18 protein-coding genes and 2 tRNA genes are annotated in these 21,608 nt (G+C 69.8%); 3 read left to right on the plus strand and 17 right to left on the minus strand.

Going from position 1 to position 21,608, the window contains the following annotated elements; translation table 11 throughout:
• Positions 1-60: 60 nt before the first annotated feature.
• The 5 genes from ADK66_RS08320 to ADK66_RS08340 all read right to left on the minus strand — a co-directional run bounded on the left by ADK66_RS08320 (position 61) and on the right by ADK66_RS08340 (position 5,845).
• Positions 61-645, minus strand: coding sequence for a DinB family protein (locus ADK66_RS08320; RefSeq protein ID WP_053653330.1), 585 nt, complete (start codon positions 643-645; stop codon positions 61-63).
• A 394-nt stretch (positions 646-1,039) separates the two neighbouring features.
• Positions 1,040-2,131 carry a scyllo-inosamine-4-phosphate amidinotransferase gene (locus tag ADK66_RS08325; protein ID WP_053653331.1) on the minus strand — a complete coding sequence of 364 codons (1,092 nt, stop codon included), beginning with the start codon at positions 2,129-2,131 and terminating at the stop codon, positions 1,040-1,042.
• The gene (locus ADK66_RS08330; RefSeq protein WP_053653332.1) at positions 2,128-3,459 is read right to left on the minus strand and encodes a peptide ligase PGM1-related protein; all 1,332 of its coding nucleotides are present in this window, start codon (positions 3,457-3,459) and stop codon (positions 2,128-2,130) included. The genes ADK66_RS08325 and ADK66_RS08330 overlap by 4 nt, the downstream gene beginning before the upstream one ends.
• Positions 3,456-4,688 carry an MFS transporter gene (locus ADK66_RS08335; RefSeq protein WP_197281462.1) on the minus strand — a complete coding sequence of 411 codons (1,233 nt, stop codon included), beginning with the start codon at positions 4,686-4,688 and terminating at the stop codon, positions 3,456-3,458. Before ADK66_RS08335 ends, ADK66_RS08330 begins: the two co-directional genes overlap by 4 nt.
• Before the next feature lie 674 nt (positions 4,689-5,362).
• On the minus strand, positions 5,363-5,845 hold the full coding sequence (locus ADK66_RS08340; RefSeq protein WP_053653334.1) for a hypothetical protein: 483 nt from the start codon (positions 5,843-5,845) through the stop codon (positions 5,363-5,365).
• Between the two features lie 188 nt (positions 5,846-6,033).
• Here ADK66_RS08340 and ADK66_RS30645 point away from each other — a divergent pair, with 188 nt between their 5' ends.
• Entirely contained in the window at positions 6,034-6,363 is a 330-nt protein-coding gene (locus ADK66_RS30645) for a hypothetical protein (RefSeq protein ID WP_082377326.1), read from the plus strand.
• 35 nt (positions 6,364-6,398) lie between these two features.
• Here the strand turns inward: ADK66_RS30645 and ADK66_RS08345 are convergent, their stop codons facing one another.
• Positions 6,399-6,620 (minus strand): hypothetical protein, encoded by a 222-nt coding sequence (locus ADK66_RS08345; RefSeq protein ID WP_053653335.1) that lies wholly within the window; start codon positions 6,618-6,620, stop codon positions 6,399-6,401.
• A 354-nt stretch (positions 6,621-6,974) separates the two neighbouring features.
• Here ADK66_RS08345 and ADK66_RS32230 point away from each other — a divergent pair, with 354 nt between their 5' ends.
• The gene (locus ADK66_RS32230) at positions 6,975-7,271 is read left to right on the plus strand and encodes a tyrosine-type recombinase/integrase (RefSeq protein ID WP_053653336.1); all 297 of its coding nucleotides are present in this window, start codon (positions 6,975-6,977) and stop codon (positions 7,269-7,271) included.
• Between the two features lie 14 nt (positions 7,272-7,285).
• On the opposite strand, the gene ADK66_RS08355 is transcribed toward ADK66_RS32230, so the two are convergent.
• The 7 genes from ADK66_RS08355 to ADK66_RS31370 form a co-directional block, all read right to left on the minus strand.
• A tRNA-Ile gene (locus ADK66_RS08355) sits at positions 7,286-7,362 on the minus strand.
• A gap of 66 nt (positions 7,363-7,428) precedes the next feature.
• Positions 7,429-9,111 (minus strand): pitrilysin family protein, encoded by a 1,683-nt coding sequence (locus ADK66_RS08360; protein ID WP_053653337.1) that lies wholly within the window; start codon positions 9,109-9,111, stop codon positions 7,429-7,431.
• On the minus strand, positions 9,108-10,055 hold the full coding sequence (locus ADK66_RS08365; protein ID WP_157552339.1) for a hypothetical protein: 948 nt from the start codon (positions 10,053-10,055) through the stop codon (positions 9,108-9,110). The genes ADK66_RS08360 and ADK66_RS08365 overlap by 4 nt, the downstream gene beginning before the upstream one ends.
• Before the next feature lie 66 nt (positions 10,056-10,121).
• Positions 10,122-11,360: an FAD-dependent oxidoreductase gene (locus ADK66_RS08370; RefSeq protein ID WP_053653339.1), complete on the minus strand. Its 1,239-nt coding sequence runs from the start codon at positions 11,358-11,360 to the stop codon at positions 10,122-10,124.
• Positions 11,350-13,473, minus strand: coding sequence for an MMPL family transporter (locus ADK66_RS08375; RefSeq protein WP_053653372.1), 2,124 nt, complete (start codon positions 13,471-13,473; stop codon positions 11,350-11,352). The genes ADK66_RS08370 and ADK66_RS08375 overlap by 11 nt, the downstream gene beginning before the upstream one ends.
• Positions 13,474-13,675: 202 nt before the next feature.
• Positions 13,676-13,748 (minus strand) — tRNA-Asn (locus tag ADK66_RS08380).
• On the minus strand, positions 13,739-13,885 hold the full coding sequence (locus ADK66_RS31370; RefSeq protein ID WP_157552341.1) for a hypothetical protein: 147 nt from the start codon (positions 13,883-13,885) through the stop codon (positions 13,739-13,741). The genes ADK66_RS08380 and ADK66_RS31370 overlap by 10 nt, the downstream gene beginning before the upstream one ends.
• 152 nt (positions 13,886-14,037) lie before the next feature.
• Between ADK66_RS31370 and ADK66_RS08385 the strand changes: the two genes are divergently transcribed.
• Positions 14,038-14,451 (plus strand): hypothetical protein, encoded by a 414-nt coding sequence (locus tag ADK66_RS08385; protein WP_053653340.1) that lies wholly within the window; start codon positions 14,038-14,040, stop codon positions 14,449-14,451.
• Between the two features lie 101 nt (positions 14,452-14,552).
• On the opposite strand, the gene ADK66_RS08390 is transcribed toward ADK66_RS08385, so the two are convergent.
• From ADK66_RS08390 to ADK66_RS08405, 4 genes are all read right to left on the minus strand, one after another.
• Positions 14,553-15,560, minus strand: coding sequence for a sugar phosphate isomerase/epimerase (locus tag ADK66_RS08390; protein ID WP_053653341.1), 1,008 nt, complete (start codon positions 15,558-15,560; stop codon positions 14,553-14,555).
• Between the two features lie 218 nt (positions 15,561-15,778).
• Entirely contained in the window at positions 15,779-16,273 is a 495-nt protein-coding gene (locus tag ADK66_RS08395) for a sensor histidine kinase (RefSeq protein WP_053653342.1), read from the minus strand.
• 157 nt (positions 16,274-16,430) lie between these two features.
• Positions 16,431-18,548 (minus strand): ThuA domain-containing protein, encoded by a 2,118-nt coding sequence (locus ADK66_RS08400; RefSeq protein WP_053653343.1) that lies wholly within the window; start codon positions 18,546-18,548, stop codon positions 16,431-16,433.
• 74 nt (positions 18,549-18,622) lie between these two features.
• Entirely contained in the window at positions 18,623-21,496 is a 2,874-nt protein-coding gene (locus tag ADK66_RS08405; protein WP_053653344.1) for a PQQ-dependent sugar dehydrogenase, read from the minus strand.
• Positions 21,497-21,608 lie beyond the last annotated feature (112 nt).

A 21,608-nucleotide genomic window follows, 5' to 3' on the forward strand; every position in this document is an offset into this window, starting at 1 on the left:
GTCGCGGTCCGGCATCTTGAGGACCAGATGAGGACTGCTGCCGGCCGCGCGCGACAGGCCCTAAGCCTTGATTGGTGCGGCCGACCTGGCGGCCTGCTCGATCTTCGCGCAGTAGGCTGCACGGGCTTCCTCGTCGATCTGCTTCTCGTGTTCGGCGCGCAACCCGGTCCGGCCGTCGAGGCCCTCGCGCAGAATATCGGCGTGCCCGGCATGCCGGATGGACTCGCCGAGGACATGGACCATGACGGCGAACAGGTTCGTGTCGGCATGAGGCTCCGGCCACCACGGCACGTGGCCGGGGGCGTCGAGGGGAAGCTCGTTGATCGTCGCGTCCGAGTGTTCCCACGTGCGCCGGTAGAACCCGATGATCTGATCGCCGGTCTCGTCCTCGGTCGCCCACAGATCGCTGCCGTTGGAGTCCTGCCACCGGGGCAGCGGTTCCGGGGAAGGGCGGTCGAAGACCTCGCCGAAGTACCTGGCCTCGACGGTGGCCACGTGTTTGACCAGGCCGAGGAGGTTGGTCCCGGTCGCTGTCAAAGGTCGGCGGGCGTCGTATTCGGACAAGCCGTCGAGTTTCCAGAGCAGCGCCTTGCGGTCCCGCCGCAGTCTCCCGTGCAGGTTGGCTTTCGCGAATTCATCGTTCATGCGGCACGAGCCTGCCATGGGCTACTCGTGGTCTCAAGACCTCGACGCGGTTCGCCTGGGTCGTCGGCAGCATGGCTGACCAGGGAAAACGGCTGGTGGGCCGGAGGTACCACCGTGCGGACATCGGACACGCCCCGGCGATCGGGCGCACCCGGACGTCAACGCCAACGCGGTGGGCGGACATCGCACCTCGGTGTGACCGAACGACATGTCCGCAGGCTCTTGACGTCCGCACGAACGGAGACCAGGTAGGCCGGAACGACGGGCCAACGAAATGGCCGGGTAGGCGGCGGGAGTCTCACCCGCCGCCCATGTTGCGAGTACGAAATTGCGCCAGCGACACCGGCCAGCCCGACCACCGTCGCCCCGGCGACCGGGCCGCTGGATGGCCCGGTCACAGGTACGCCTCACGCCCTCCCTCGCGGACCAGGTCGAGCGTGACGCAGTGGAACCCGCCGCCCAGGACGCGGGAATGCCGCAGCCGGTGCGGCACCACCGTGATGCCGTGCCGCTCCAGCAGGTCGATGAGCGGTCGCTGCGCCGTGTCCACGATCGCGCATTCCGGGTTGACCATCAGCAGGTTCATGCCGACCCACGGTGTGCTCAACGTGTACGGCAGGGCCGTCGGCCCGGTGACCATCGGCGGGCACCACAGCAGGTCCCAGCCACGCAGGGCTTCCGGCACGGTCTCGGGCCGGACGCGATCCGGGTTGAGCAGCACCAGCCCCGGCCGCAGGAAGCAGATCGTGCTGTCGATGTGCGTCCCCTGGTACAGGCCCCGGATCGGGTGCACCCGCACGCCCAACAGACGCAGCGTGGACTCCAGCCAGCGCAGCCCCAGCTCGTTGCCGCTGCGAGACACCTGGTAGAACACGTCCCGGCCGAGGCGCAGCACGTTCGCCGCCTCGAAGGCGGGCTCCTCCTCGCCCAGCGTCGGCAGGTCGTCGGCGCCCACGCCGAACAGGCTGTCGCGCAGCTGCGGCCGGGGCGCCGCCAGCCAGGTCGCGCCGTCCAGCAGGGCCTGCCGGAACAGCGGGCGCAGCCCGAACAGCTCGAAGTACCGCGCCCGCATCGGGCTGGGGCTCTCGATGATGGTCGAGCCGACCACCAGCGCGAGATCCCGCGGGCAGTAGGAGCTGCGCCCCTGGCTGCGCCAGCCCGGGCCGCCGTACTCCAGCGCGTGGTCGAACGCGGCCGGCTGGTGCACGGTCACCCCCAGCGAGCGCAGGAGGCGCACCAGCTCGGCCAGGTCCTCGTTGCTCTCCTCGACGACCCGCCGCGGGAAGTCGCCGACCTGGACCAGCGCCAGCTCGGCGGGGGAGAGGTCGGGGTAACAGTTGAGCCACGCCGACGGATCGGTCTGCGGTGGCACCCGGGAGTGGGTCGCGTCGCCGACCACGACCTCCCGCAACGCGGTGAATTCGTCCCAGGAGTGCACCGCCCGGCTGACCAGCGGCTGTTCCGTGGCGTCCCAGAGGGCGGTCATGCGGCCAGGTCCGACAGTGCCTGCACGTGCCGCTCGGTGGCTCGGACCGACTCCAGGTCCTTGTCGACGACGCAGTAGGTGGCCCTGCCGCTGACCGGCACGTAGTTGGCGGTCAGGATCACGCCGGTGCCGGTCGCCGGGTCGAACGCCAGCCCGGCCGCCGCCAGCCGGTCCAGCGCGCCAGCATACGAGCCGACCGCCAGCTTGCCGCCGCGTTCCAGGAACACCCGCTCGTCGCGGCGCTGCGGGCCGACCACCCGGGCGACGATGTTGTGGTGTAGGTGCGTGCTGGCGGTAAGGCGGCCGTTGGTCTCGGTGAACAGCACCTCGCCGTCGGGCGCCACGATGGCGTCGGCGCAGATGTTGCCGCGGTAGCCCAGGTGCCGGAACCGTTCGCAGACCCGGTGCCCGTCGCGCACCAGCCGGTCCAGGACGTCCGGCCGCACCGACTGCGGCGGGATGATCTCCCCGACGGCCACCGGCTCCATGAGGATCTCGCCGGTGCCGCGCAGCCGGCAGCCCTCGTCGGTGGCCGAGAACTCCGCGTACGCCGTGACGGCGTCCGGCACGTACCGCTCGATGACGAACCGCTCGTCCCGTCCGCCGGTCAGCCAGGTCCAGCGCTCCTGCACGTACCGCTCGATCTCGGGGATGCCGGTCAGGACGACCACGTTGCGCGCACCGGCGGCCCGGACGCCCGGCACCGGGCTGAGGATTTCGTTGCCGTGCCCACCGGCCGCGAAGTCCAGCTTGACCATGGCGTGCTTTCCCGAGCTGAGCAGGCCATCGATGGCCCTGACCGCCTCGGCCGGTCGCCGCGCGATGATCCCGGGCGCGATCGGCACTCCGGCGCCGGCCGCCACCGCCCGGAACACGGCCTTGCTGTTGGCCAGCGCCACCCCGTTCTCGGCGCAGAATGCGTGCCCGGCGAGGGCCCGCTCGCAGCCGGCCTCGCGCACCAACCGGGCGATGGAGGTGTCCGCGTAGATGCTGATCACGTCGGTGATGTCCCGGCCGGCGGCCACCTCGGCCAGGGCCGCGACGATCTCGGGGGTGCCGAGCCGGTCCGGGGTGAGGATGTCCGGGCCGAAGTCACCCGGCGGCGGGGTCAGGATCTGAAGCGTCGCGGGGTCGGTGCGGGTCAGGCCGGTGACGTAGCGCAGGAACGTCTCGTCGGGCTGCTTGGGCAGGATCACCACGTCGCCGTCCCTGGCGTACCACAGCATCCGCTGCGCGCCCCAGCCGAAGGACGCGCGCTTCTCCGGCGGCACGGCGGCCAGCGGGCCGACGATCTCCTCGGTGCAGTTGCTGATGATCAGCGTGCTCATCGTTTCCCCTCCATGACAAGCTCTTCCTGATCGGTTTCGGCCGGTCGCGCCCGGGAGAGCAGGACGCAGGCCGCCGCGACGACCCCCAGCGCGATGAGCGCCAGCGACGAGGTCAGCAGCGTGCCGCGCGCCCCAAGCACCGCCACCATCGGCGCGCCGAGGGTCGCGCCCAACGGCACGGCCAGGCCGGTCAGGGCGGTGCGGGCGGCCAGCACCTGCGGCAGGATGTCCGCAGGCGTCGAGCGCTGGAACAAGGTGGTGGTCGTGGTGGGGAACGGTCCCCAGATCGCCCCGCACAGCCCGAAGGCGGTCCACGCGACGACGGTCGGCACGCCGATGCCAAGCGGCAGCAGCGCCAGCCCGAAGCACAGCACCACGCCGATGGTGGTGCCTAGCAACGGCCACCGCTGCAGATGGCCGGAGACGAACGCGCCGACGACCGCGCCGATGCCGAAGGCGGTGTAGAAGCCAGCGAGAGTGGCGGCAGAGGCGTGCAGCTCGTTCACCACGTAGAGCGGGATCGCCACCGTAGCCGGCCCGTACATCGCGAAAAAGCCGAACGTGAGCAGCAGCAACCCGATCAGGGCCCGGTCGCCGGCGATGGCGCGCAGCCCGGCCGATCGGGAGGCGCCGCCCCGCACGACCGCCCGGCGCGCCTCCGGCGGCACCGCAAAGCCGTACGTGGCCGCGAGGAGCCCGTAGGTGCCGGCGACGGCGACGAAGACCCAGGCCGGACCGGACCTGGCGATGATGAGCGCGGCCAGCAGCGGACCGAAGATGGTGGACAGTTCGAGCATCACGTTGACCAGCGAGTTCCCGGCCAGATGCTGCTCCTTCGGCAACAGCTCCGACAGCATCGTGTAGCGCCCGGCCTTGCCCCACGCCTGCAGCACCGCGGAGATCGCGATCAGTGCGACGTAGAGGCCGATGTTCAGCGTGCCGGTGATGCCGAGCACCGCGATCACCAGGAACACGACGGCCCGCAGCAGCGCATCCCAGCCGGCCAACTGCGGACCGCTTCGGCCGTTGAGCCACCGCCCGAGTGCGATCGCGCCCACCGCGCCGGGCAGCAGATTCGCCGCGACCGCGAGCGCAACCCAGGTTCCTCGCGACGAGTGCGGCGCAATGGTCAGGGCGAGCCAGCCGATGGCGACGGGACTCATGCCGCCCCCGAGCGACGAGACGCCGATCCCGGGCAGCACGCGGCGAAGCAGCGGATGCCGCAGCACCGGCCAGTACGGTGAGCGGCGGACGAATCCGGGCGCGCGAACGCGCATCTGGCTGGCCTCCTGCCAGGTTCAGGGGAAGCGGCGGGCCGGAACGGCTGCGCGACCCGGCCCGCCGCCGGTCAGGTGGCTAACCTCAGAACGGCATCTTGCGGAACGGCATCTTGCGCATGGTGCACCCCCTCTCAAGACCAGGTCCACCGGCGCCGGGAAAGGCGGCCGGCGCGGCCACCGCACACGGCGTCGAGCGGCCGCCGTCGATGGCGGGCCGACGGGGGTTCAATGTGGCGGGGAAGAAAGCGGTGCCGCGCGACGGCGCACCGATGCAGGCCAAGACGAGGTGGCCATGTCCGTATCAACTCCGCCACATGAATGACCCGTGAACATCGAGCACGATAACAAATTAAGAATGTCGATTCCACCCCATTGTGCGGGTCGGCTCAGGATGCGCCCCAGGAGAGGGGGCGGGCGGGACTCGAACCCGCGACCGAGGGATTATGAGATAAGACTGCCCGTCCCGCCGACCTGGCCATACTGCGGTCTAGCAGCGGAAACACCTCTCGACATCTCACACCACTCCCCCACCGTCCGTCGACCTCTTGCGGACCAGATGCGGACCGACCACGGCTGAGGGGTCAAGCGCCAGTCGCCCGGCCGACAGCCCGCCCCCGATCCGGCTACCTCCCCTCCGTCACCCGGTAGGGCGCGTAACCCATGGGAAGCTGCGTTACTTCTAGGTCACTGAAGATCAAGGTGAGGTTGTGTCCGTTCATCTCAATGCGGACCTCGTGGAAGTCGATCCCGACCCGCTCGGCCCACTCCTGGGCGCGCCGCGAGTCGGCAATCCGCTGCGCTCCGGGGTAGAGGGCCTGCCATCTCACCGCCCACACGTAGCCATTGAGATCCAGCCCGCTCTCCGGGTCCGTCAGCCCTTCGTCCAAGGAACCGCGCCAGGTATCCGGGCTCAGGGCCGTGGTCGCCTCGGACACGACGCAGCACTTGAAGAGGTAACGGAGGTGCGCCGGCCGGATGCCCGTCCTCGGGTCGGCGGTCGCGTAGACGACGACCTCGTAGTCGCGCATGTAGTCGGTGTAGGCGTGGTACACCACCGCCTGGTCGAAGACTTCGTCCAAGGCCCGGTCCAACTGGCTGATCTCCACGCCGCCCGTTCTACCAGGCACCGCCCGGGCCTGCGGATTAGAAGAAGATCAGGGATGGCTGGTCGCGGTAACCTGCCCCTGCTCAAGACGTCTGCCGCTGTCGGATCGCGTCGGCCTTGGTCGACAGTGTTGGCTGTACGAATGGCTTTACGGCCGCGAAGTGCTGCTGCGGCATGGTGGGAGGCTCGGTGGCGCTCAACAAGCGAGGCAGTAGGCCGATCGTTGTCGATGGCAAGGGCTATCGCTGGATCGTCCGCCCGAAGCCGACGTACAGCCAGGGCTTGACCTGGTCGCCGCTGAGCTTTGCTGTTGAGCGGACGGATCCGCCTGGCCGCGCCACTCTCGTCGTCCAGCTGGCGTCGCCTCATCCGGTCAACTGGATGAACGCTCCGTCGTCTCCGGTGCTGCCTTCGGCGGTCGCCAGCGCCATACGACAGGCGCTTGACCTTGGGTGGCAACCGGATCACCCCGGATCGTCTTTCATGCTGAACCTCGGTGATGAGGACCAACTTCCGTAGCCATCGCAGGCCACCCGTCATTCCGGGTCATCGACTCAATCCATGCTGGGGTCCTCTTCGTCGGGTGACGTTGCGATCACCTGGTCCCATGCGTTGACGATGGCTGCGGCCTGCCGCTCGCTACAGGCCAATCCACTGAGCAGGACGTTGTTCTGGTAGTCGATGATCTCGAAGCGCCATCGATCGAGTTCAGGCCGGTGTTCCAGCGTTGTCCAGAAGTGGCCGGAAAGATCGCTCGGGAATACCTCGTCTGCCACGTACCGCTCCTCTGCCTCAAGCCCATCTCCGCCGCGGCCCCATCTCTGTCGAAGATCCCCGCCGGAGGCATCGGTTCCGGTCCTTAGAGCACCTGCAATCGGCCGGCGCGCCGGCCGATGCCGGCGCTTGCGCCGCCAGCAGGCCGAGCGCGGCCGGCGCGGCCCGCTTGCGGGCCGCCTTGATCCTCTAAGAGGCTAATTCGGCAGTGGGCTCGCTGTGTCCGTTGTCCCTCGATGACCGATCAACGGTGGTCGGGCGCTTGGTGCTCAATGTCGATGACCATCACCGTGACGTTGTCGTGCCCACCCTGATCCAGGGCTGCGGCAACGAGCGTGTCAGCGACGTGCGCCGGAGTGTCAGCCGAATTCACCGCACCGTGGATAAGGCTGACCCCGCACGAGCTGCGGCACACGGCGGCCAGTCTGGCGGTGGCTGAGGGCGCCAACGTGAAGGCAGTGCAGCGGATGCTCGGGCACGCCTCGGCGGCCATGACGCTGGACGTGTACGCGGACCTGTTCGAGGACGACCTGGACCAGGTGGCGGACCGCCTCGACCGTGCGGCGGGTCGTGCGGCTGCGGACTCAGTGCGGACTGAGGGCATCGGTCCGGACCTCGACGCGGTTCGCCCGGGTCGTCGGCAGCATGGCTGACCAGGGAAAACGGCTGGTGGGGCGGGCGGGACTCGAACCCGCGACCGAGGGATTATGAGTCCCCTGCTCTAACCGGCTGAGCTACCGCCCCTGACACCGCGCCGGATCTTATCCCGCCCGGTGGATCACAGGCCAGCAGCGATCCGGCCCCACCTCATCACCGCCGCCGTCGGTTGAGCAGCACGATGGGCAACGCGAGGATAACAGTGAGCAGCCAACCGACTGCTATGACGCCCCAGAACCATTTGTCATCCGGCTCGCTGTCGGCAGCGAACATGCCGATGGTCAGCAGCAGGCAGAAACCGCCCATCAGCAGGGTTCCCAGACCGCTGAGCACCATCACCGGGATCTCCCACCAGGAACGCCCCGCGGGCTCTTCCTGGTGAGCTATCGGCTTCGGTTGGGGGATCTGGTCCGGCGTGCGGGCCGGCATGGTGACGTGCCGGTCGGACGGCACCCCGGCGTCGATGGCCTGGATCGTTCCCGGGGGCAACTCGAGCATTGTCGGCTCGATGTGCAGCACTATGGCGTCCGCGCCGATCATCTGTCGGGCGCCGTCCGGCCAGGCGAGCATTGCCGAGCAGCTGTCGTAGCGAACGGTGAGCGGCCCGCTCGGGTTCAGGTAGGTCACCCCGTCCGTGCCGACGCGGAGGCCACCGGCGCCCTGCTTCGCCCGGTACGTGGTGCCGTCGACGGTGTCGGCGGAGTGGGTGGGTGCGGCGACGAAGCCGGCCCAGTCGGCGCGGTGCCCGCCGGGCACCATCAGCAGCGCCGACGCCATCATCTCCTCGGCCACCTCGTGCAGGTCGGTGAGGCTGACGGTCTTGAGTTCGGCCCGGTGCTCGTCGATTGTGGAGTTTGGCTGCCCGGTCAGCACGTTGAGGGCGTACGACGGCAGCCGTGCGGCGTCCACCTCCGCGATGCCGAGAAAGTCCTCCCGCTTGGCGACTGTGGCGTCCAGGTCCGCCTGCTCGATCCGCCCGACCCGCATCTTCGCGAGGACGTCGATGAAGCCGCCGAGCACGGCGTCCTGCTTCTCCGACAGCGCGTCGGCGAGGGCCCGCAGCGACGCGTACCCGTCGCCGCGCGGCTCGTACCCCGTCGTGGTGGTGTAGGACAGGCCGGCGTCCTGGCGGAGCGAGCGGTACAGCTCCCGCTCCAGCACCCCGGAGAAGATGTTGGCGGCGGTGCTGCGGCGCACCACGGAGTCGAGCACCACGGCCCGGGAGCCGCTGACGAAGTACGCCGGGGTCTGCGGCAGTGCCGACGAGGCCACCGGTACGGGCTGACGGACCCCGGCGGGCAGCCCGAGGCGAAGCCCGGCGGGCACCCGGTCGCCGGCGATCCAGAGCACTGCGTTCTCCCGGGTGAACCACCGGGCGGCCCATTCGCGCAGGTCGTCGGCGGTGAGCGCGCCGAGGCCCCATTCGGGGTAGCTGGTCAGTCCGAAGTCCCGGGCACCGTGTCGCCACAGTGGGATGTCGTCTATCGCGGCGGTGCCCCGGCTGCTCCACTCGGTACGCAGGATCTCCTTCTCGACCTCCAGCCTCGCCAGCGGCAGGTCCTGAAGGTGTGCGCAGACCGCGGTGAGGAACGCCGCGATGTCAGCCTCGGAGCCCTGGGTGTGGAACATGGTGTACGCGGGGGCCGTCATGCCGTTGATGTGGTAGTCGGCCAGGCCGAGCGGCGCGAGCGCGAGGTGCTCGATGAGGTGGGTGATGCCGGACCGGGCGAGCGTCTCGTCGGCGGTGCCGACCCGGAAGGTCAACCCGGCGTGCATCGGCCCGCCGGTGGGGGCGAGCAGCGTGGGCACCCCGTCCACGTCCAGGTGCTGGATCATGACTGGCCACCCTTCGCGTACGCCTTGGCGCGGTACTTCGTGAACCCTTCGGCCCCGTCGACGTAGATCCAGGGGAACTCGCTGCCCAGATTGCCGAGGGCGGTGAACTGGCTCGCGGCGGCGGACCACTGCTCGGTCAGGCTGAACATCAGCGCGAACATCGAGCGGGCCCAGACCCAGTCCGACCGATCGGCGAAGTCCGGGTGCAGCACGGATTTCCGGGCGGCCTGCATGATCTCGTCCACCACCGGCGTGCTGCGCAGGTATGCCGTCTGCTCCCGCGCGCTGTCGAAGTCGAGCCAGCGTTCCAGGTGCGCGTCGGCGATCAGCGCGGCGTTGGGCGCCCCGTCGGGTGCGGCCTGGGCGCACTCGCGGGCGAACGCGAACATCCGGTCCCAGTCGCCGCTCCACTTCGGGCAGAGCTGCTGGAGCAGGCTCGCCTGTGCGGGCATGTGGTGCGGGTGGTGGTGGGCGAGCCGGTCGTAGCGGCGGCGCGCCTCGTTCTGGCCGAGTTCGAGGCCCCGGGCGAGGGTGATGCGTTGGGTCCACGCGGCCGCGTCGTCCGGGTGTCGGGCGGTGACGTCGATGAGCACCTGCTCGGCGCGGCGCAGGTGGTCATGGAACTGGTCGAACTGCGACCGGCTGACGTCCTGGGCTCGGGCGCCGCTGCGGATCCGCCATCCCGCACGGATGAGGTGGGTGCCGAGCAGGGTGCCGGCGAGGGCGTCGGTGGGGTCCTCGTCGTACACCCGGCGCAGGAACGTGTCGGTCTCGGTGTGGCTGCCGGCTTCCCCGACGAGCAGCGTGCGGCTGTCCTGGTCGCGGTCGGCGAACAGCGCCCGCACGGCGGGCCAGTCGGCGGCGTCGAGCGCTTTGCGCAGGTCGTTGACCTCGGGGTACGCGGCACCGGCATCGAAGGTGGGAGCCGGAAGAGGTGCGGGCATGGCGGGGATCATAGGTGATCAACTACGGCTGCGATGTCCCGCTTTTTCTGGTCTTCGAACGCCGGGCTACGTGGCGCGCAGCTCCTCCAGAACCGCACCGGCGGCGCGCCAGCCGCTGGCGAGGGCACCCTGGACGGACGGGCTGTCCCGGTGGTCACCGGCCACGAACAGCCCCTGTCCCAGCGCCACGGGTTTACGCAGTCGCCCCTGCGGTGGCGGCGCGGCGGGCAGCGCGTCCGGGACGACAACTGTGGTGAGGTGGGTCCAGTCGTCGGTGGATCGACCGTACAGCCGGGTCAGTTCGGTCCGAATGGTCGGCTCGGGCGGGGCTGTCGGTCCCACCACCGACGTGGCGACGAGGTGCCGACCGTCCGGCGCGTACGTCGGGGCGGCGTTGCTGAGCACCACGGTGTTGGTGACGATCTCCCGCCGGTCGCCGTCGACGAGCAGGATCGGTTCGCCAAGCGGCGGTTCGGGCGCGCTGTGGTAGTACGTGGTGTAGCTGTGCATGCGTACCCTCGCCAGGGCCGGAAGCAGCGCGGACGCGGCGGGCGGGTCGACGGCGACCACGACGGCCCGGCAGTGGATCTCGCCGGCGCGGGTGCGGACCAGGCGGGGCGCGACCTGCGTGACAGGGGTGTCCAGGTCGAGCAGGTTGGCAGGCAACGGGTCGGCGATGGCGCGGGGCAGCGCGGCCATCCCGTCGGCGGGCAGGCCGATCCGGCCGCGGGCGAAGGAGCGCAGCACCATCGCGAGCACGTGGCTGGAGGTCGCCAGCTCGCGGTCGATGAACACTCCGGACAGGAACGGGCGCAGCAACTCCTCGATGATCGCGTCGGAGAGGCCGGCGCGACGCAGCGCCGTCTCGGTGGTGGTCTCGGGCGCGGCGAGCAGCCGGGACACGGGCAGGGTGGCGCAGCCGGTGGCGAGCGCCGCGAAGCGCACCCGGTCGAGCAGCGAGCCGACGCCGGCGAGCGCGGTGCGTGGCCCGCCGGTCGGCTCCCGCAGCGGGTTGACCAGCCGCAGCAGGTGATCGCCCTTGCGCACCAGCACTCCGGAGGTGAAATAGCCGAGGTTCAGCCGCCCGGTGTCGATAAGCGTGCCGAGCCTCGGGTAGGCGGTGTTGAGCACCTGGAAACCGCGATCGATCCGGTAGCCGTCGACGACGTCGGTGGCGACCCGGCCACCGAGCCGGTCGCTGGCCTCCACCAGCCGCCACGGCACGCCCGCGCGGTGCAGCCGGCGTGCGGCGGCGAGGCCGGCCAGGCCGCCGCCGACGATGACCACGTCCGTCTCAGCCGGCATCGCGCGCCTCCCGCTCACCGTTCGCCCGGGACAACCGGCCCGGCCACCAGACCTTCGGCCCGATGTCGTACGCGAGCGCCGGCACCAGCAGCGACCGGACGACGATCGTGTCGATGAGTACGCCGACCGCGACAGCGGTGCCCAGCTCGACGAGCACCACAAGCGGCAGGACGGCGAGGGCGGAGAACGTCGCGGCGAGCACGATGCCGGCGGAGGTGATCACGCCGCCGGTGACGGCGAGACCGGCGAGCACACCGGCGCGGGTGCCGCGCTTCACCGACTCCTCGCGGACCCGGCTCATCAGGAAGATGTTGTAGTCGATGCCGAGGGCGACCAGGAAGACGAACGCGAACAGCGGAAACGACGTGTCCACGCCGGGGAAGTCGAAGACGTGGCGGAACAGCAGCGCGCAGAGGCCGAGGGTGGCGCCGAAGCTGAGCAGGACGGTGGCGATCAGCAGCAGCGGGGCGAGAAGCGCACGCAGCAGCAGGGCCAGGATGACAGCGATGACCGCCAGCACCACGGGGATGATGACGTTCTGGTCGCGCCGGGCCGCGTCGGATGTGTCCACGTTGATCGCAGTGAAGCCCCCGACCGCAGCGTCCGCGCCGGGCACCTGGTGGACGGCTACGCGCAGGTTGCGGATGGTCTGCTCGGCGCCGTCGCTGTCCGGCTCGTCGGCGAGCGTCGCCTCCAACTCCACCCGCCCGTCGACGACCTTCGGCGGGGCGTTCGGGTCAGGTGGGCCGGTCTGCGGGCCGGCGGTGAGCGGACGGACCGCCGCGATACCGGGCACCCCCTGCGCCACCTGTGCGACCTGGCGGGCGGTCTGCTCGGTGGTGAAGATGGTGGCCGGGCTGCCGGTGCCGGCCGGGTAGTGCCTGGCGATGACGTCCTGGCCGTCCACCGAGTCGGTGCGCTGGGTGAACAGGTCGGACTGGCCGAGGGTGGTGGCGCCGAGCTGCGTGAGACCGAGCGTGAGAACGGCCAGCACGACAGCTGTGCTCAGCCAGATCGGGCGGGCGTGCCGGGCCACGAACCCGGCGATACGACTCCAGATGCCGTGCTCGGCCTGCGGGTCGGCCTGGTCCCGGTGCGGTCTACGCGGCCAGAACGCCCAACGGCCGCCGAGCACCAGCAGCGCGGGCAGGAAGGTCAGCATCACCAGCAGCGTTGCGGCGATGCCGATGGCGGCGACCGGGCCGAGTGCCCGGTTGGAGTTGAGGCTGGACAGCAGCAGGCAGAGCAGGCTGACGATGACTGTGCTGCCGGAGGCGATGATGGCGGGCGCTGCGCCCTTCCACGCCGTACGCATGGCGTCCCACGGGCGGTCGTGCCTGTGCAACTCCTCGCGGTAGCGGGCGATCAGCAGCAGCGCGTAGTCGGTGCCGGCGCCGAAGACCAGCACTGTGAGGATGCCCTGTGCCTGCCCGTTGAGCTTGATGATGTCGGCGTCGGCGAGCAGGTAGACGAAGACCGACGCGAGGGCGTACGACATGCCTGCGGCAAGCAGCGGAAAGACCCAGAGCACCGGGCTGCGGTAGACGACCAGCAGGATGATCAGCACCACCACGAGGGTGACAAGCAGCAGTGGCCCGTCGATGGCGGCGAAGACCTCGATCAGGTCCGCGAGCAGGCCGGCCGGCCCGGCGACGTCCACGCTGAGCCCGTCCCGTTCACCGCCGGCGATGTCGCGTAACTGCTCGACGACGGAGCCGATCTCCTCGCCCTCGGCGTCGTCCACCGGCACGACGACCTGGAGTGCCTGGCCGTCCTCGCTGGGGATCGGCGGCGGCAGTGGGCCGACCACGCCGGGCACCTGGGCGAACCGGGCCGCGTCGGCGCCCACCCGCTGGCGGTCCGCGTCGGTGATCCCCGAGGTCCGCTCGTAGACGACAAGCGCCGGGACGGTCTCGCGGTCGACGAACCCGGCCGCCAGATCCTGGGCGCGGGTCGCCTCGGCGTCGGTGGGCAGGAAGGCGGCGTTGTCGTTGGTGGAGACCTCACTCAACCGCCCGGCGTACGGCCCGGCCACGCCACCGACCACGAGCCAGGCCAGCACGACGGCCACAGCGATCAGCGTGGCCCGGCCGAAGCCTCCTCGTCCGGACATCCGCACCATCCCAAATCGACGCATCAATCGACGCAGCCGGAGTCTAAGTCGACATCGACCATCCTGCCGGTCGAGGACGCCCAAAGAGGGCAAACCGCCTACGGGCACCCTTGAACGGGTACTGATCGGGGTGCCAGGGGTAGATCGGGGACGCGAAAACGCCCGCCGACTGTCAGCCGACGGGCGTTGATGTGGAGCGAAGCTCCCCCGATTGGACTCGAACCAATAACCTGCCGGTTAACAGCCGGCTGCTCTGCCAATTGAGCTACAGGGGATCGTGCACCGCCCGGACCCGGATCTCGCCGGTGCCGTGCGACGGGACAAGAGTACAGGACATCCCCCGGTGATGGTCCAGTGGGTTGCGCCCCTCAGTCATCATGATCGGGTCGGGCAGGTCAGCGACACGGCGCATTCGCAATAGGGGCAAATCGCCATCCCCACACAAGCAGGCTTGAGCGGGGAGCAGGATGGGTAGTTAGCTGCGGACAGAGGACGCAGGCGCGAATTGGCTCCGACGGGGCAACCCCGAGGGGCGACGGCGCGTCAGGTACGGAAGGAGCCGCCATGCGCGGAAAGATCATGTTTCTTGGCGGGCTGGCTGCGGGATTCGTCCTGGGCGCCCGTGCCGGCCGGGAGAAGTACGAAGAGCTCGTGGTTCGGGGCCGCAAGGTGCTCGACCACCCGACCGTCCAGGAGGCGGCCGGGGTGGCGCAAGCCCAGGCCAACAAGCTCTACAGCGAGGGCAAGGACAAGCTCGGCCACACCAAGCTGGGCGAGAAGCTGGGCACCGGCAACGGCAGCCAGGAACTGACCGCCGCCGACGACGCGTTCGCCGGCACGCCCGCCACGGTGGGCGCGAAGGCGGGCTCCGGTTCGTCGGGCAACAGCAGCACGGTCGGCACGACCTCCGGGTCGCCGTCGGCTACGACCCCCCGCTCCAAGCCGTCCGGCTCGGGCACCAACGGCAGCACGCTCTGACCAACCGCACGTCGACGGGCCGGTCGCCGCAAGGCGACCGGCCCGTGGTCTGTCCGGAGTATGGCTGACCGTGCGCCGACGCGCTCAGTCCCCGCCGCCGGTCAGTCCTTGCTGCTGAACGCGGCGTCGAAGGCCGCGCTCGGTGCGTCGAACGCGAGCCGGCGGACGAACTGGAGCGCCTCCGGAGCGCCGACGAGACGGTCCATCCCGGCGTCCTCCCACTCCACGGAGATCGGGCCGGTGTAGCCGATCGCGTTCAACGCCCGGAAGCAGTCCTCCCAGGGCACGTCGCCGTGCCCGGTGGAGACGAAGTCCCAGCCGCGACGCAGATCCGCCCACGGCAGGTGCGAGGCGAGCCGACCGCGCCGGCCATCCCCGGTACGCACCTTCGCGTCCTTGCAGTCGACGTGGTAGATCCGGTCGGCGAAGTCGAAGATGAAGTTCACCGGGTCCAGCTCCTGCCAGACGAAGTGCGACGGGTCCCAGTTCAGCCCGAAGGCGGGCCGGTGACCGATCGCCTCCAACGTCCGCTTCGTCGTCCAGTAGTCGTACGCGATCTCGCTGGGGTGCACCTCGTGCGCGAACCGCACCCCGACCTCGTCGAACACGTCGAGGATCGGGTTCCACCGGTCGGCGAAGTCCTGGTAACCGCGCTCGATCATCGACGGCGGCACCGGCGGGAACATCGCCAGCGTGTGCCAGATCGACGACCCGGTGAAGCCGACGACAGTCTTCACGCCGAGCTTCGCCGCAGCCCGCGCGGTGTCCTTGATCTCCTCCGCGGCCCGCTGGCGGACCCCCTCCGGCTCGCCGTCGCCCCAGATCCGGCCGGGCAGGATGTCCTGGTGCCGCTCGTCGATCGGGTGGTCGCAGACCGCCTGACCGACCAGGTGGTTGGAGATCGTGAAGACCTGAAGGTTGTGCTTCGCGAGCGTCTCCCGCTTGCGATCGACGTACGAGTCGTCGGCGAGCGCCTTGTCGACCTCGAAGTGGTCGCCCCAGCAGGCGATCTCCAGACCGTCGTAGCCCCACTCGGAGGCGAGCCGGCAGACCTCCTCGAACGGAAGGTCGGCCCACTGGCCGGTGAAGAGCGTGATGGGTCGCGCCATTGTCCTTCTCCCCTGGTGTGATGGGGATTCCGTTGTGCGGACCGAGGCGAGGGTGACCGGTCAGACCGGTACGCGAGACCGAGGCGGAACACCGGTGGGTGCCGAGCGCACCTGGGCCCGGCGGGTTGCGCCTCCCACCGGGTCACCGGCCACCGTCACGGTCGCCGCCCCCAGCCTATTTCCGCCGCACCCGTCGCGAAAGCCCCGCGACGGGATCATCATCTGACCATTTCCTCCGGCGCGGGGAGGACAGCCCGAACCGTGAAGCCGCCTTCGGCGCGCGGGCCGGCGGAGAACGTACCGCCGAGCCGCTCGGCACGACGGCGGACGCCGAGCAGACCCCGCCCGGCACCTCGGCTCTCCCCCGCCACCGCCGTGGCGTCGCCGCCGTCGTCGCGTACCTCGATGGTGATGCCCTCGGGGTCGTAGCGGAGGCGGACCACGACCGGCGCGCCCGGGGCGTGCCGGCGCGCGTTGCTGAGCGATTCCTCGATGATCCGGTACGCCGCGACGTCGACCGGGCCGGGCAACGGCCGGGGCTGGCCGGCCAGTGTCCAGCGCACCGGCTGACCAGCGGCGTAGCCCTCCACGAGGGCGTCGAGTCGGTTCAGGCTGGGTGCCGGCCCGTCCAGCGGATCAGGCTCCTCGGCACGGTGCAGCAGCCGGTACCCGTGCGCCCGCACCACCCGGCGCCACTGCGCGAACCGCCCCATGCAGGCCAAGGTACGGCAGCAGGCTGTGAACCCCTACGCGCCCACCCGCTCCCCTCCCCGCTGATCTTGCACTTTGGGTCGCCGGTATACCCGGTTCGCGGCAATGGTCCCGGCAGAAAGTGCAAGATCAGCGGGGCGAGGATGGCGGGGTTGGGGGTTAGGGCAGGGTCCACTTCTGGTTGGCGGCGCCGTTGCAGGTCCACAGGTGCACGACGGTGCTGTCCGCGGAGTTGTTGCCGCTGACATCCAGGCACTTGCCGGACGTCGGGTTGCGGAGGCTGCCGTTGGACTGGGCGGCCCAGTTCTGTGCGCCCGTGCCGTTGCAGGTCCAGAGCTGGATCTTGGTGCCGTCAGCCGACGCGCCGCCGGAGACGTCGAGGCACTTGCCCAACGCCTTGATCGTCGAGTTCGGCGTCACCGTCCACGTCTGCGCCGCACTGCCGTTACAGGTGTAGATCTGGATCTGCGTACCGTCGGCGGTGGCCGCGTTGCGCACATCCAGGCACTTGCCGGCCAGGCCCTTGATCGGGCCGACACCGGGGGTGCCGGTGCCGCCGCCCTTGACGAGGGTGAAGTCGTCCACGTCGAAGAGCCCCGTGCCGCTACCGCCGAACGTGAGGTAGAGGTTCTGGGTGCCGGACGGTACGCCGGACAGGGTCGTGGTGACGTTGGCGAACGTCGTCCAACTGCCGGTGTTCGGCACCGCGACCGAGCCGAGCACCGGGCCGGTGGCCGAGCCGGTGCGCACCTGGATGGTGCCGCCCGCGCCGCCGGAAACGACCCGGGACGTGAACGAGGTGACGCCGGTCAGGTCCACGCCGTTGTACGCCGCCCAGTCGCCCGGGTCGATGTAACCGATGGTCTGACCGCCGTTGGCACCGGCCTTGGCGAACGCGGAGACGCCGTTCGCCGAGCTGAACGCCTCGGCCTGGACCGTGGTGTTACCCGTCGGCGGCGGCGTGGTGCCCAACTCCTTGATCCGGATGTTGCGGAACGAGGCGTCGTCGCCGGTGCCGTGGTTCTGGATGCCGATGTGGCCGGCCAGCGACCGTACCGGATTGGTGTTGGTGAAGTCGTTGATCTTCACCCCGTTGAGGAAGATCTGTAGCCGCTCGCCCTCGACCAGCAGCTCGTAGGTGTTCCACTCCCCCGGCGCGTTGAGCGCCGCGTCGCGAGCCGCGATGTCCGCGGACTTGAAGGTGTAGACCGATCCGGTGGTGCGGTCGGCCGCGTCGGTGGCGTCGATCTGGATCTCGTAGCCGTTGTCCACCGCCGACCACGGGTCACTGGACGGCGGGAACCCGATGAACACACCCGAGTTGTCGTCGCCGGCCAACTTCCAGTCCAGCTTCAGCGAGTAGTTCGTGAACTGCTTGGCGTTGTACCAGTACAGGCCCATGCCGCCCACCGACGTGAGGGTGGCGTCCGAGTTGGTGAAGCTGCCCGGCCCGGCCTGAGACCAGCCGGCCGTCGAGCCGTTGAACAGCGGGGTGTAGCCGGTCTCGGGCCGGCAGTCGGCCTTGCTGCGACCGGCCGCGTACCGGATGCCGCCGAGCAGGTGGTTGCGGAACGCGGGCTCGGCGTACGACGCCTGGGTGTGGCCGCCGCCGGTGTAGAACGACCGGCCACCGCTGTAGCTCTTGCACCAGGAATGCGGGTGGTCGGTGCCCATCCCGCCACCGGAGTACGACGACTCGTCGAGGGTCGCCAGCACGTGGGCGGTGGACCGGGCGTTGGTCCGGTAGTTGTACCACTCGTCGGTGCGGGTCCAGGTCTGCGGCAGGTGCCCCGTCGCCGCGTGCCCACGGTCCTCCACCTTGACGTTCGCCTGCTGGATGGCCGGGTGCGAGGCGAACCACGCGCCCACCAGGTTGCCGTAGAACGGCCAGTCGTACTCGGTGTCGGCGGCGGCGTGCACACCCACGTACCCACGACCGGAGCCGATGTACGACTCGAAGGCCGTCTGCTGGCTGGCGTTGAGCACGTCGCCTGTGGTGTTGAGGAAGACGACCGCCTCGTACTGGGCGAGGTTGCCGGTGGTGAACGCTGCGGCGTCCTCGGTGGCGGTGACCGTGAAGTTGTTCGCCGCACCCAGGTCACGGATGGTCTGGATGCCGACCGGGATCGCGTCGTGCCGGAAGCCGGCGGTCTTGGAGAACACCAGCACGTCGTACGGGGCGTCGGCGGCGCTGGCGGGGGTGGCCGGGGTGGTGCAGGCGATGACGGCGAGGGCGGCGGTGGCCGCGCCGAGGACGGGTCGCAGGAGTCTACGCATATCGCTCTCCTAAAACTGTTAGGAGGGGCCCCTTGTACAACACTAGGCGTTAACAAGGGGCCCTTCCTTTCACATCAGGGCAGGGTCCACTTCTGGTTGGCGGCGGCGTTGCAGGTCCACAGGTGCACGGGGGTGCTGTCCGCGGAATTGTTGGCGCTGACGTCCAGGCACTTGCCGGACGCCGGGTTGCGGAGCGTGCCGTCGGCCTGGGCGGACCAGTTCTGCGCGCCCGTGCCGTTACAGGTCCAGAGCTGGATCTTGGTGCCGTCGGCGGTGGCGGCACCGGAGACGTCGAGGCACTTGCCCAACGACTTGATCGTCGAGTTCGGCGTCACCGCCCACGTCTGCGCCGCACTGCCGTTGCACGTGTAGATCTGGATCTGCGTACCGTCGGCGGTGGCCGCGCTACGCACGTCCAGGCACTTGCCGGCCAGCCCCTTGATCGGGCCGGTACCGCCGGTGGGGGGTGTACCGGTGACGAGGGTGAAGGCGTCGATGTCGTAGAGCGCCCCGGTGCCCGTCCCCGCGAACGTCAGGTAGAGCGTGGTGGTGGCGGTCGGCGGGTTGGTGATCGTCCCGCTGACCGTGGTGAAGGTTTCCCAGCCACCGGTCACCGGAACGGTGGCCGAGCCGAGGACAGTGCCCGTTGCCGAGCCGGCACGGACCTGGAGGGTACCGCCGGCGCCCGCCGAGGAGACCCGGGCGTTGAACGCTGTCACGTTGCCCAACCGGTACGGCTGGAACGCGATCCAGTCGCCGTTGTTGATGTCGCCGACGGTCTTGCCGCCCTCGGCCGGGGTCTTGCTGAACACGTTGACCCCTGACGAGGAGCCGAAGAACTCGGCCTGCCGGTGACGCGGCGGCAGCGTGTGCTGGGTGTGCGTGGTCAGACCTCCGGCGTCGGTGTACTCCGCGTCGAAGATCGCGAAGATGTTCGCCGCGTCGTCGTGCTCACCGTCGACCGGGATGGTGATCGTGCCGGAGCAACCGTTCTTCGAGGTGATCTGGTGGCCGTGCTGGTCGTGCCCGAGCACATAGGTCATCTTGACCTTCGTGCAGTCGACAGTGCCGTCCTCCGGGTCGGTGGCAGTGATGCTGTACGAAACCGTGTCACCGAAGCTGAACAGTTGCCCGTTGCCGGGACTGTTGATTGTCACAGTGGGCGCGGTGTTGCCGACGTTGATCTGCACGCTGCTGCTGCCGGTGGCACCCTGCGGGTCGCGCACTGTGAGCGTCGCTGTGTAGGTGGCGTTGGTGTTGTAGGTCTTCGTCGGGTTCGCCGCAGTGGAGGTGGTGCCGTCGCCGAAGTTCCACGAGTAGGTGAGCGCCCCGCCCTCGGGGTCGGACGAGCCGGCCGAGGAGAACACGACTGTCAGCGGCGCCGCACCGGAGGTCTTGTTGGCGCTCGCCGAGGCGCTGGGCGCCCGGTTGCCGCCACCCACATAATCGAAGCGGTAGAGCGCCGAGTTGGCGTCCCCGTTGAAGTAGCCGGTGCCGTAGTCGAGCACGTAGTACGCGCCGTCCGGGCCGAACGCGGAGTCCATCACCTGCTTGCCGACCCATCCGAAGGTGTCGATGGCGCCCCGGGAGCCGTCGGCGTTGACGTGGATCGGCTTGATCCAGCCGCGACCGAACTCGGTGGCGAAGAACTGCCCGTCGAACGACTGCGGGAACTTGGTGGTGGAGGTCGACGAGGCGTTGTAGCGGTAGACCGGGCCGCCCATCGGCGACTCGGAGCCGCCGCCGAACTCGGTCGGGGTGCCGGCGTCGCCTGCGTACCGGATCCAGGCGGGCTGGGCGGGCGGCAGGGTGGCGAGGCCGGTGTTGCGGAAGGAGTTGTTCGTCGGCCCGCCTGTGCAGTTGTACTTCGCCCCGGTGGCGTTTGTGGCGAAGTCCCACTCGTTGTACGTCTCGGTGGTGGTGTTGGTGCCGGTGCAGTACGGCCAGCCGTAGTTGCCCGGTGCGGCGACCCTGTTGAACTCCACCTGCCCGGACGGGCCGCGCGTGGAGCTTGTGGAGCCGGCGTCCGGCCCGTAGTCGCCGACGTAGACGACGCCTGTGGCCTTGTCGACGCTGATCCGGAACGGGTTGCGGAAGCCCATGGCGTAGATCTCCGGCCGGGTCCTGGCCGTGCCGGGCGCGAACAGGTTGCCCGACGGGATGGAGTACGTCCCGTTGGCGTTCACCTTGATCCGCAGGATCTTGCCGCGCAGGTCGTTGGTGTTGCCGGCGCTGCGCTGGGCGTCGTACCCCGGGTTGCGGTTGGTCCGCTCGTCAAGCGGCGAGTAGCCGGCGGACTCGAAGGGGTTGGTGTCGTCGCCTGTGGACAGGTAGAGGTTGCCGCTGGCATCGAAGTCGATGTCCCCGCCGACGTGGCAGCACAGGCCACGATCCGCCGGCACGTCGAGCACGTCGACCTTGCTGGCCTGGTTGAGCGTGAAGTCGGCGTTGAGGGTGAACCGGGAGAGGCGGTTCACTCCCTGCCAGGCCGACCAGGTGGTGCCCGTGGCGGGCGCGTCGCCGGTCGGGGTGGACAGCGGCGGGGCGTAGTAGAGGAAGATGTGCCGGTTGCTGGCGAAGTTCGGGTCGACCCCGACGCCCTGCAACCCCTCCTCGTCGTGGGTGTAGACCGGCAGGGTGCCGACCACTGTTGTGGTGCCGCCCGCGTCGGTGCGGCGCAGGGTGCCGTTACGGGCGGTGTGCAGGACCGAGCGGTCCGGCAGCACTGCCAGCGACATCGGTTCACCCATGTCGGCGACACCGCGTGCCAGCTCGACCTGCTGGAAGTCGGTGGCGTTGATGGTGTGCGCCTGGGCCGGTGTGGGGCCGCCGAGAGCTGCGGGGCCGGCGCCGAGGGCCACAGTGCCGGCAGCAGCCACGAGGAGCAGCGCCGAGCCGGCGGAAAACCATGGTCGGGATCGATGTGCGGGAGCGTCCTTGGTGGGCATGGGGCTGTCCCTTCCTGACGAAATGACTGCCAGGCCGGGCGCGCGCCGTCGCGCCGGATGCCGTAGCGGTGGTGATGGATCGATGGATTACCGCGCCGCCGGTTCACATCGA

This window comes from Micromonospora sp. NRRL B-16802 (assembly GCF_001279555.1).
Taxonomy (GTDB): domain Bacteria; phylum Actinomycetota; class Actinomycetes; order Mycobacteriales; family Micromonosporaceae; genus Micromonospora; species Micromonospora profundi.

Bases quoted from the DNA above. Each gene is read 5' to 3' on its own strand.
- ADK66_RS08330 (WP_053653332.1), bottom strand. From the start codon at position 3,459: ATGAGCACGCTGATCATCAGCAACTGCACCGAGGAGATCGTCGGCCCG.
- ADK66_RS08370 (WP_053653339.1), bottom strand. From the start codon at position 11,360: ATGCCGGCTGAGACGGACGTGGTCATCGTCGGCGGCGGCCTGGCCGGC.
- ADK66_RS08405 (WP_053653344.1), bottom strand. From the start codon at position 21,496: ATGCCCACCAAGGACGCTCCCGCACATCGATCCCGACCATGGTTTTCC.
- ADK66_RS31370 (WP_157552341.1), bottom strand. From the start codon at position 13,885: ATGCGCCGTGTCGCTGACCTGCCCGACCCGATCATGATGACTGAGGGG.
- ADK66_RS08400 (WP_053653343.1), bottom strand. From the start codon at position 18,548: ATGCGTAGACTCCTGCGACCCGTCCTCGGCGCGGCCACCGCCGCCCTC.
- ADK66_RS08390 (WP_053653341.1), bottom strand. From the start codon at position 15,560: ATGGCGCGACCCATCACGCTCTTCACCGGCCAGTGGGCCGACCTTCCG.
- ADK66_RS08360 (WP_053653337.1), bottom strand. From the start codon at position 9,111: ATGATCCAGCACCTGGACGTGGACGGGGTGCCCACGCTGCTCGCCCCC.
- ADK66_RS08320 (WP_053653330.1), bottom strand. From the start codon at position 645: ATGAACGATGAATTCGCGAAAGCCAACCTGCACGGGAGACTGCGGCGG.
- ADK66_RS08385 (WP_053653340.1), top strand. From the start codon at position 14,038: ATGCGCGGAAAGATCATGTTTCTTGGCGGGCTGGCTGCGGGATTCGTC.
- ADK66_RS08365 (WP_157552339.1), bottom strand. From the start codon at position 10,055: ATGCCCGCACCTCTTCCGGCTCCCACCTTCGATGCCGGTGCCGCGTAC.
- ADK66_RS08375 (WP_053653372.1), bottom strand. From the start codon at position 13,473: ATGTCCGGACGAGGAGGCTTCGGCCGGGCCACGCTGATCGCTGTGGCC.
- ADK66_RS08325 (WP_053653331.1), bottom strand. From the start codon at position 2,131: ATGACCGCCCTCTGGGACGCCACGGAACAGCCGCTGGTCAGCCGGGCG.
- ADK66_RS08395 (WP_053653342.1), bottom strand. From the start codon at position 16,273: ATGGGGCGGTTCGCGCAGTGGCGCCGGGTGGTGCGGGCGCACGGGTAC.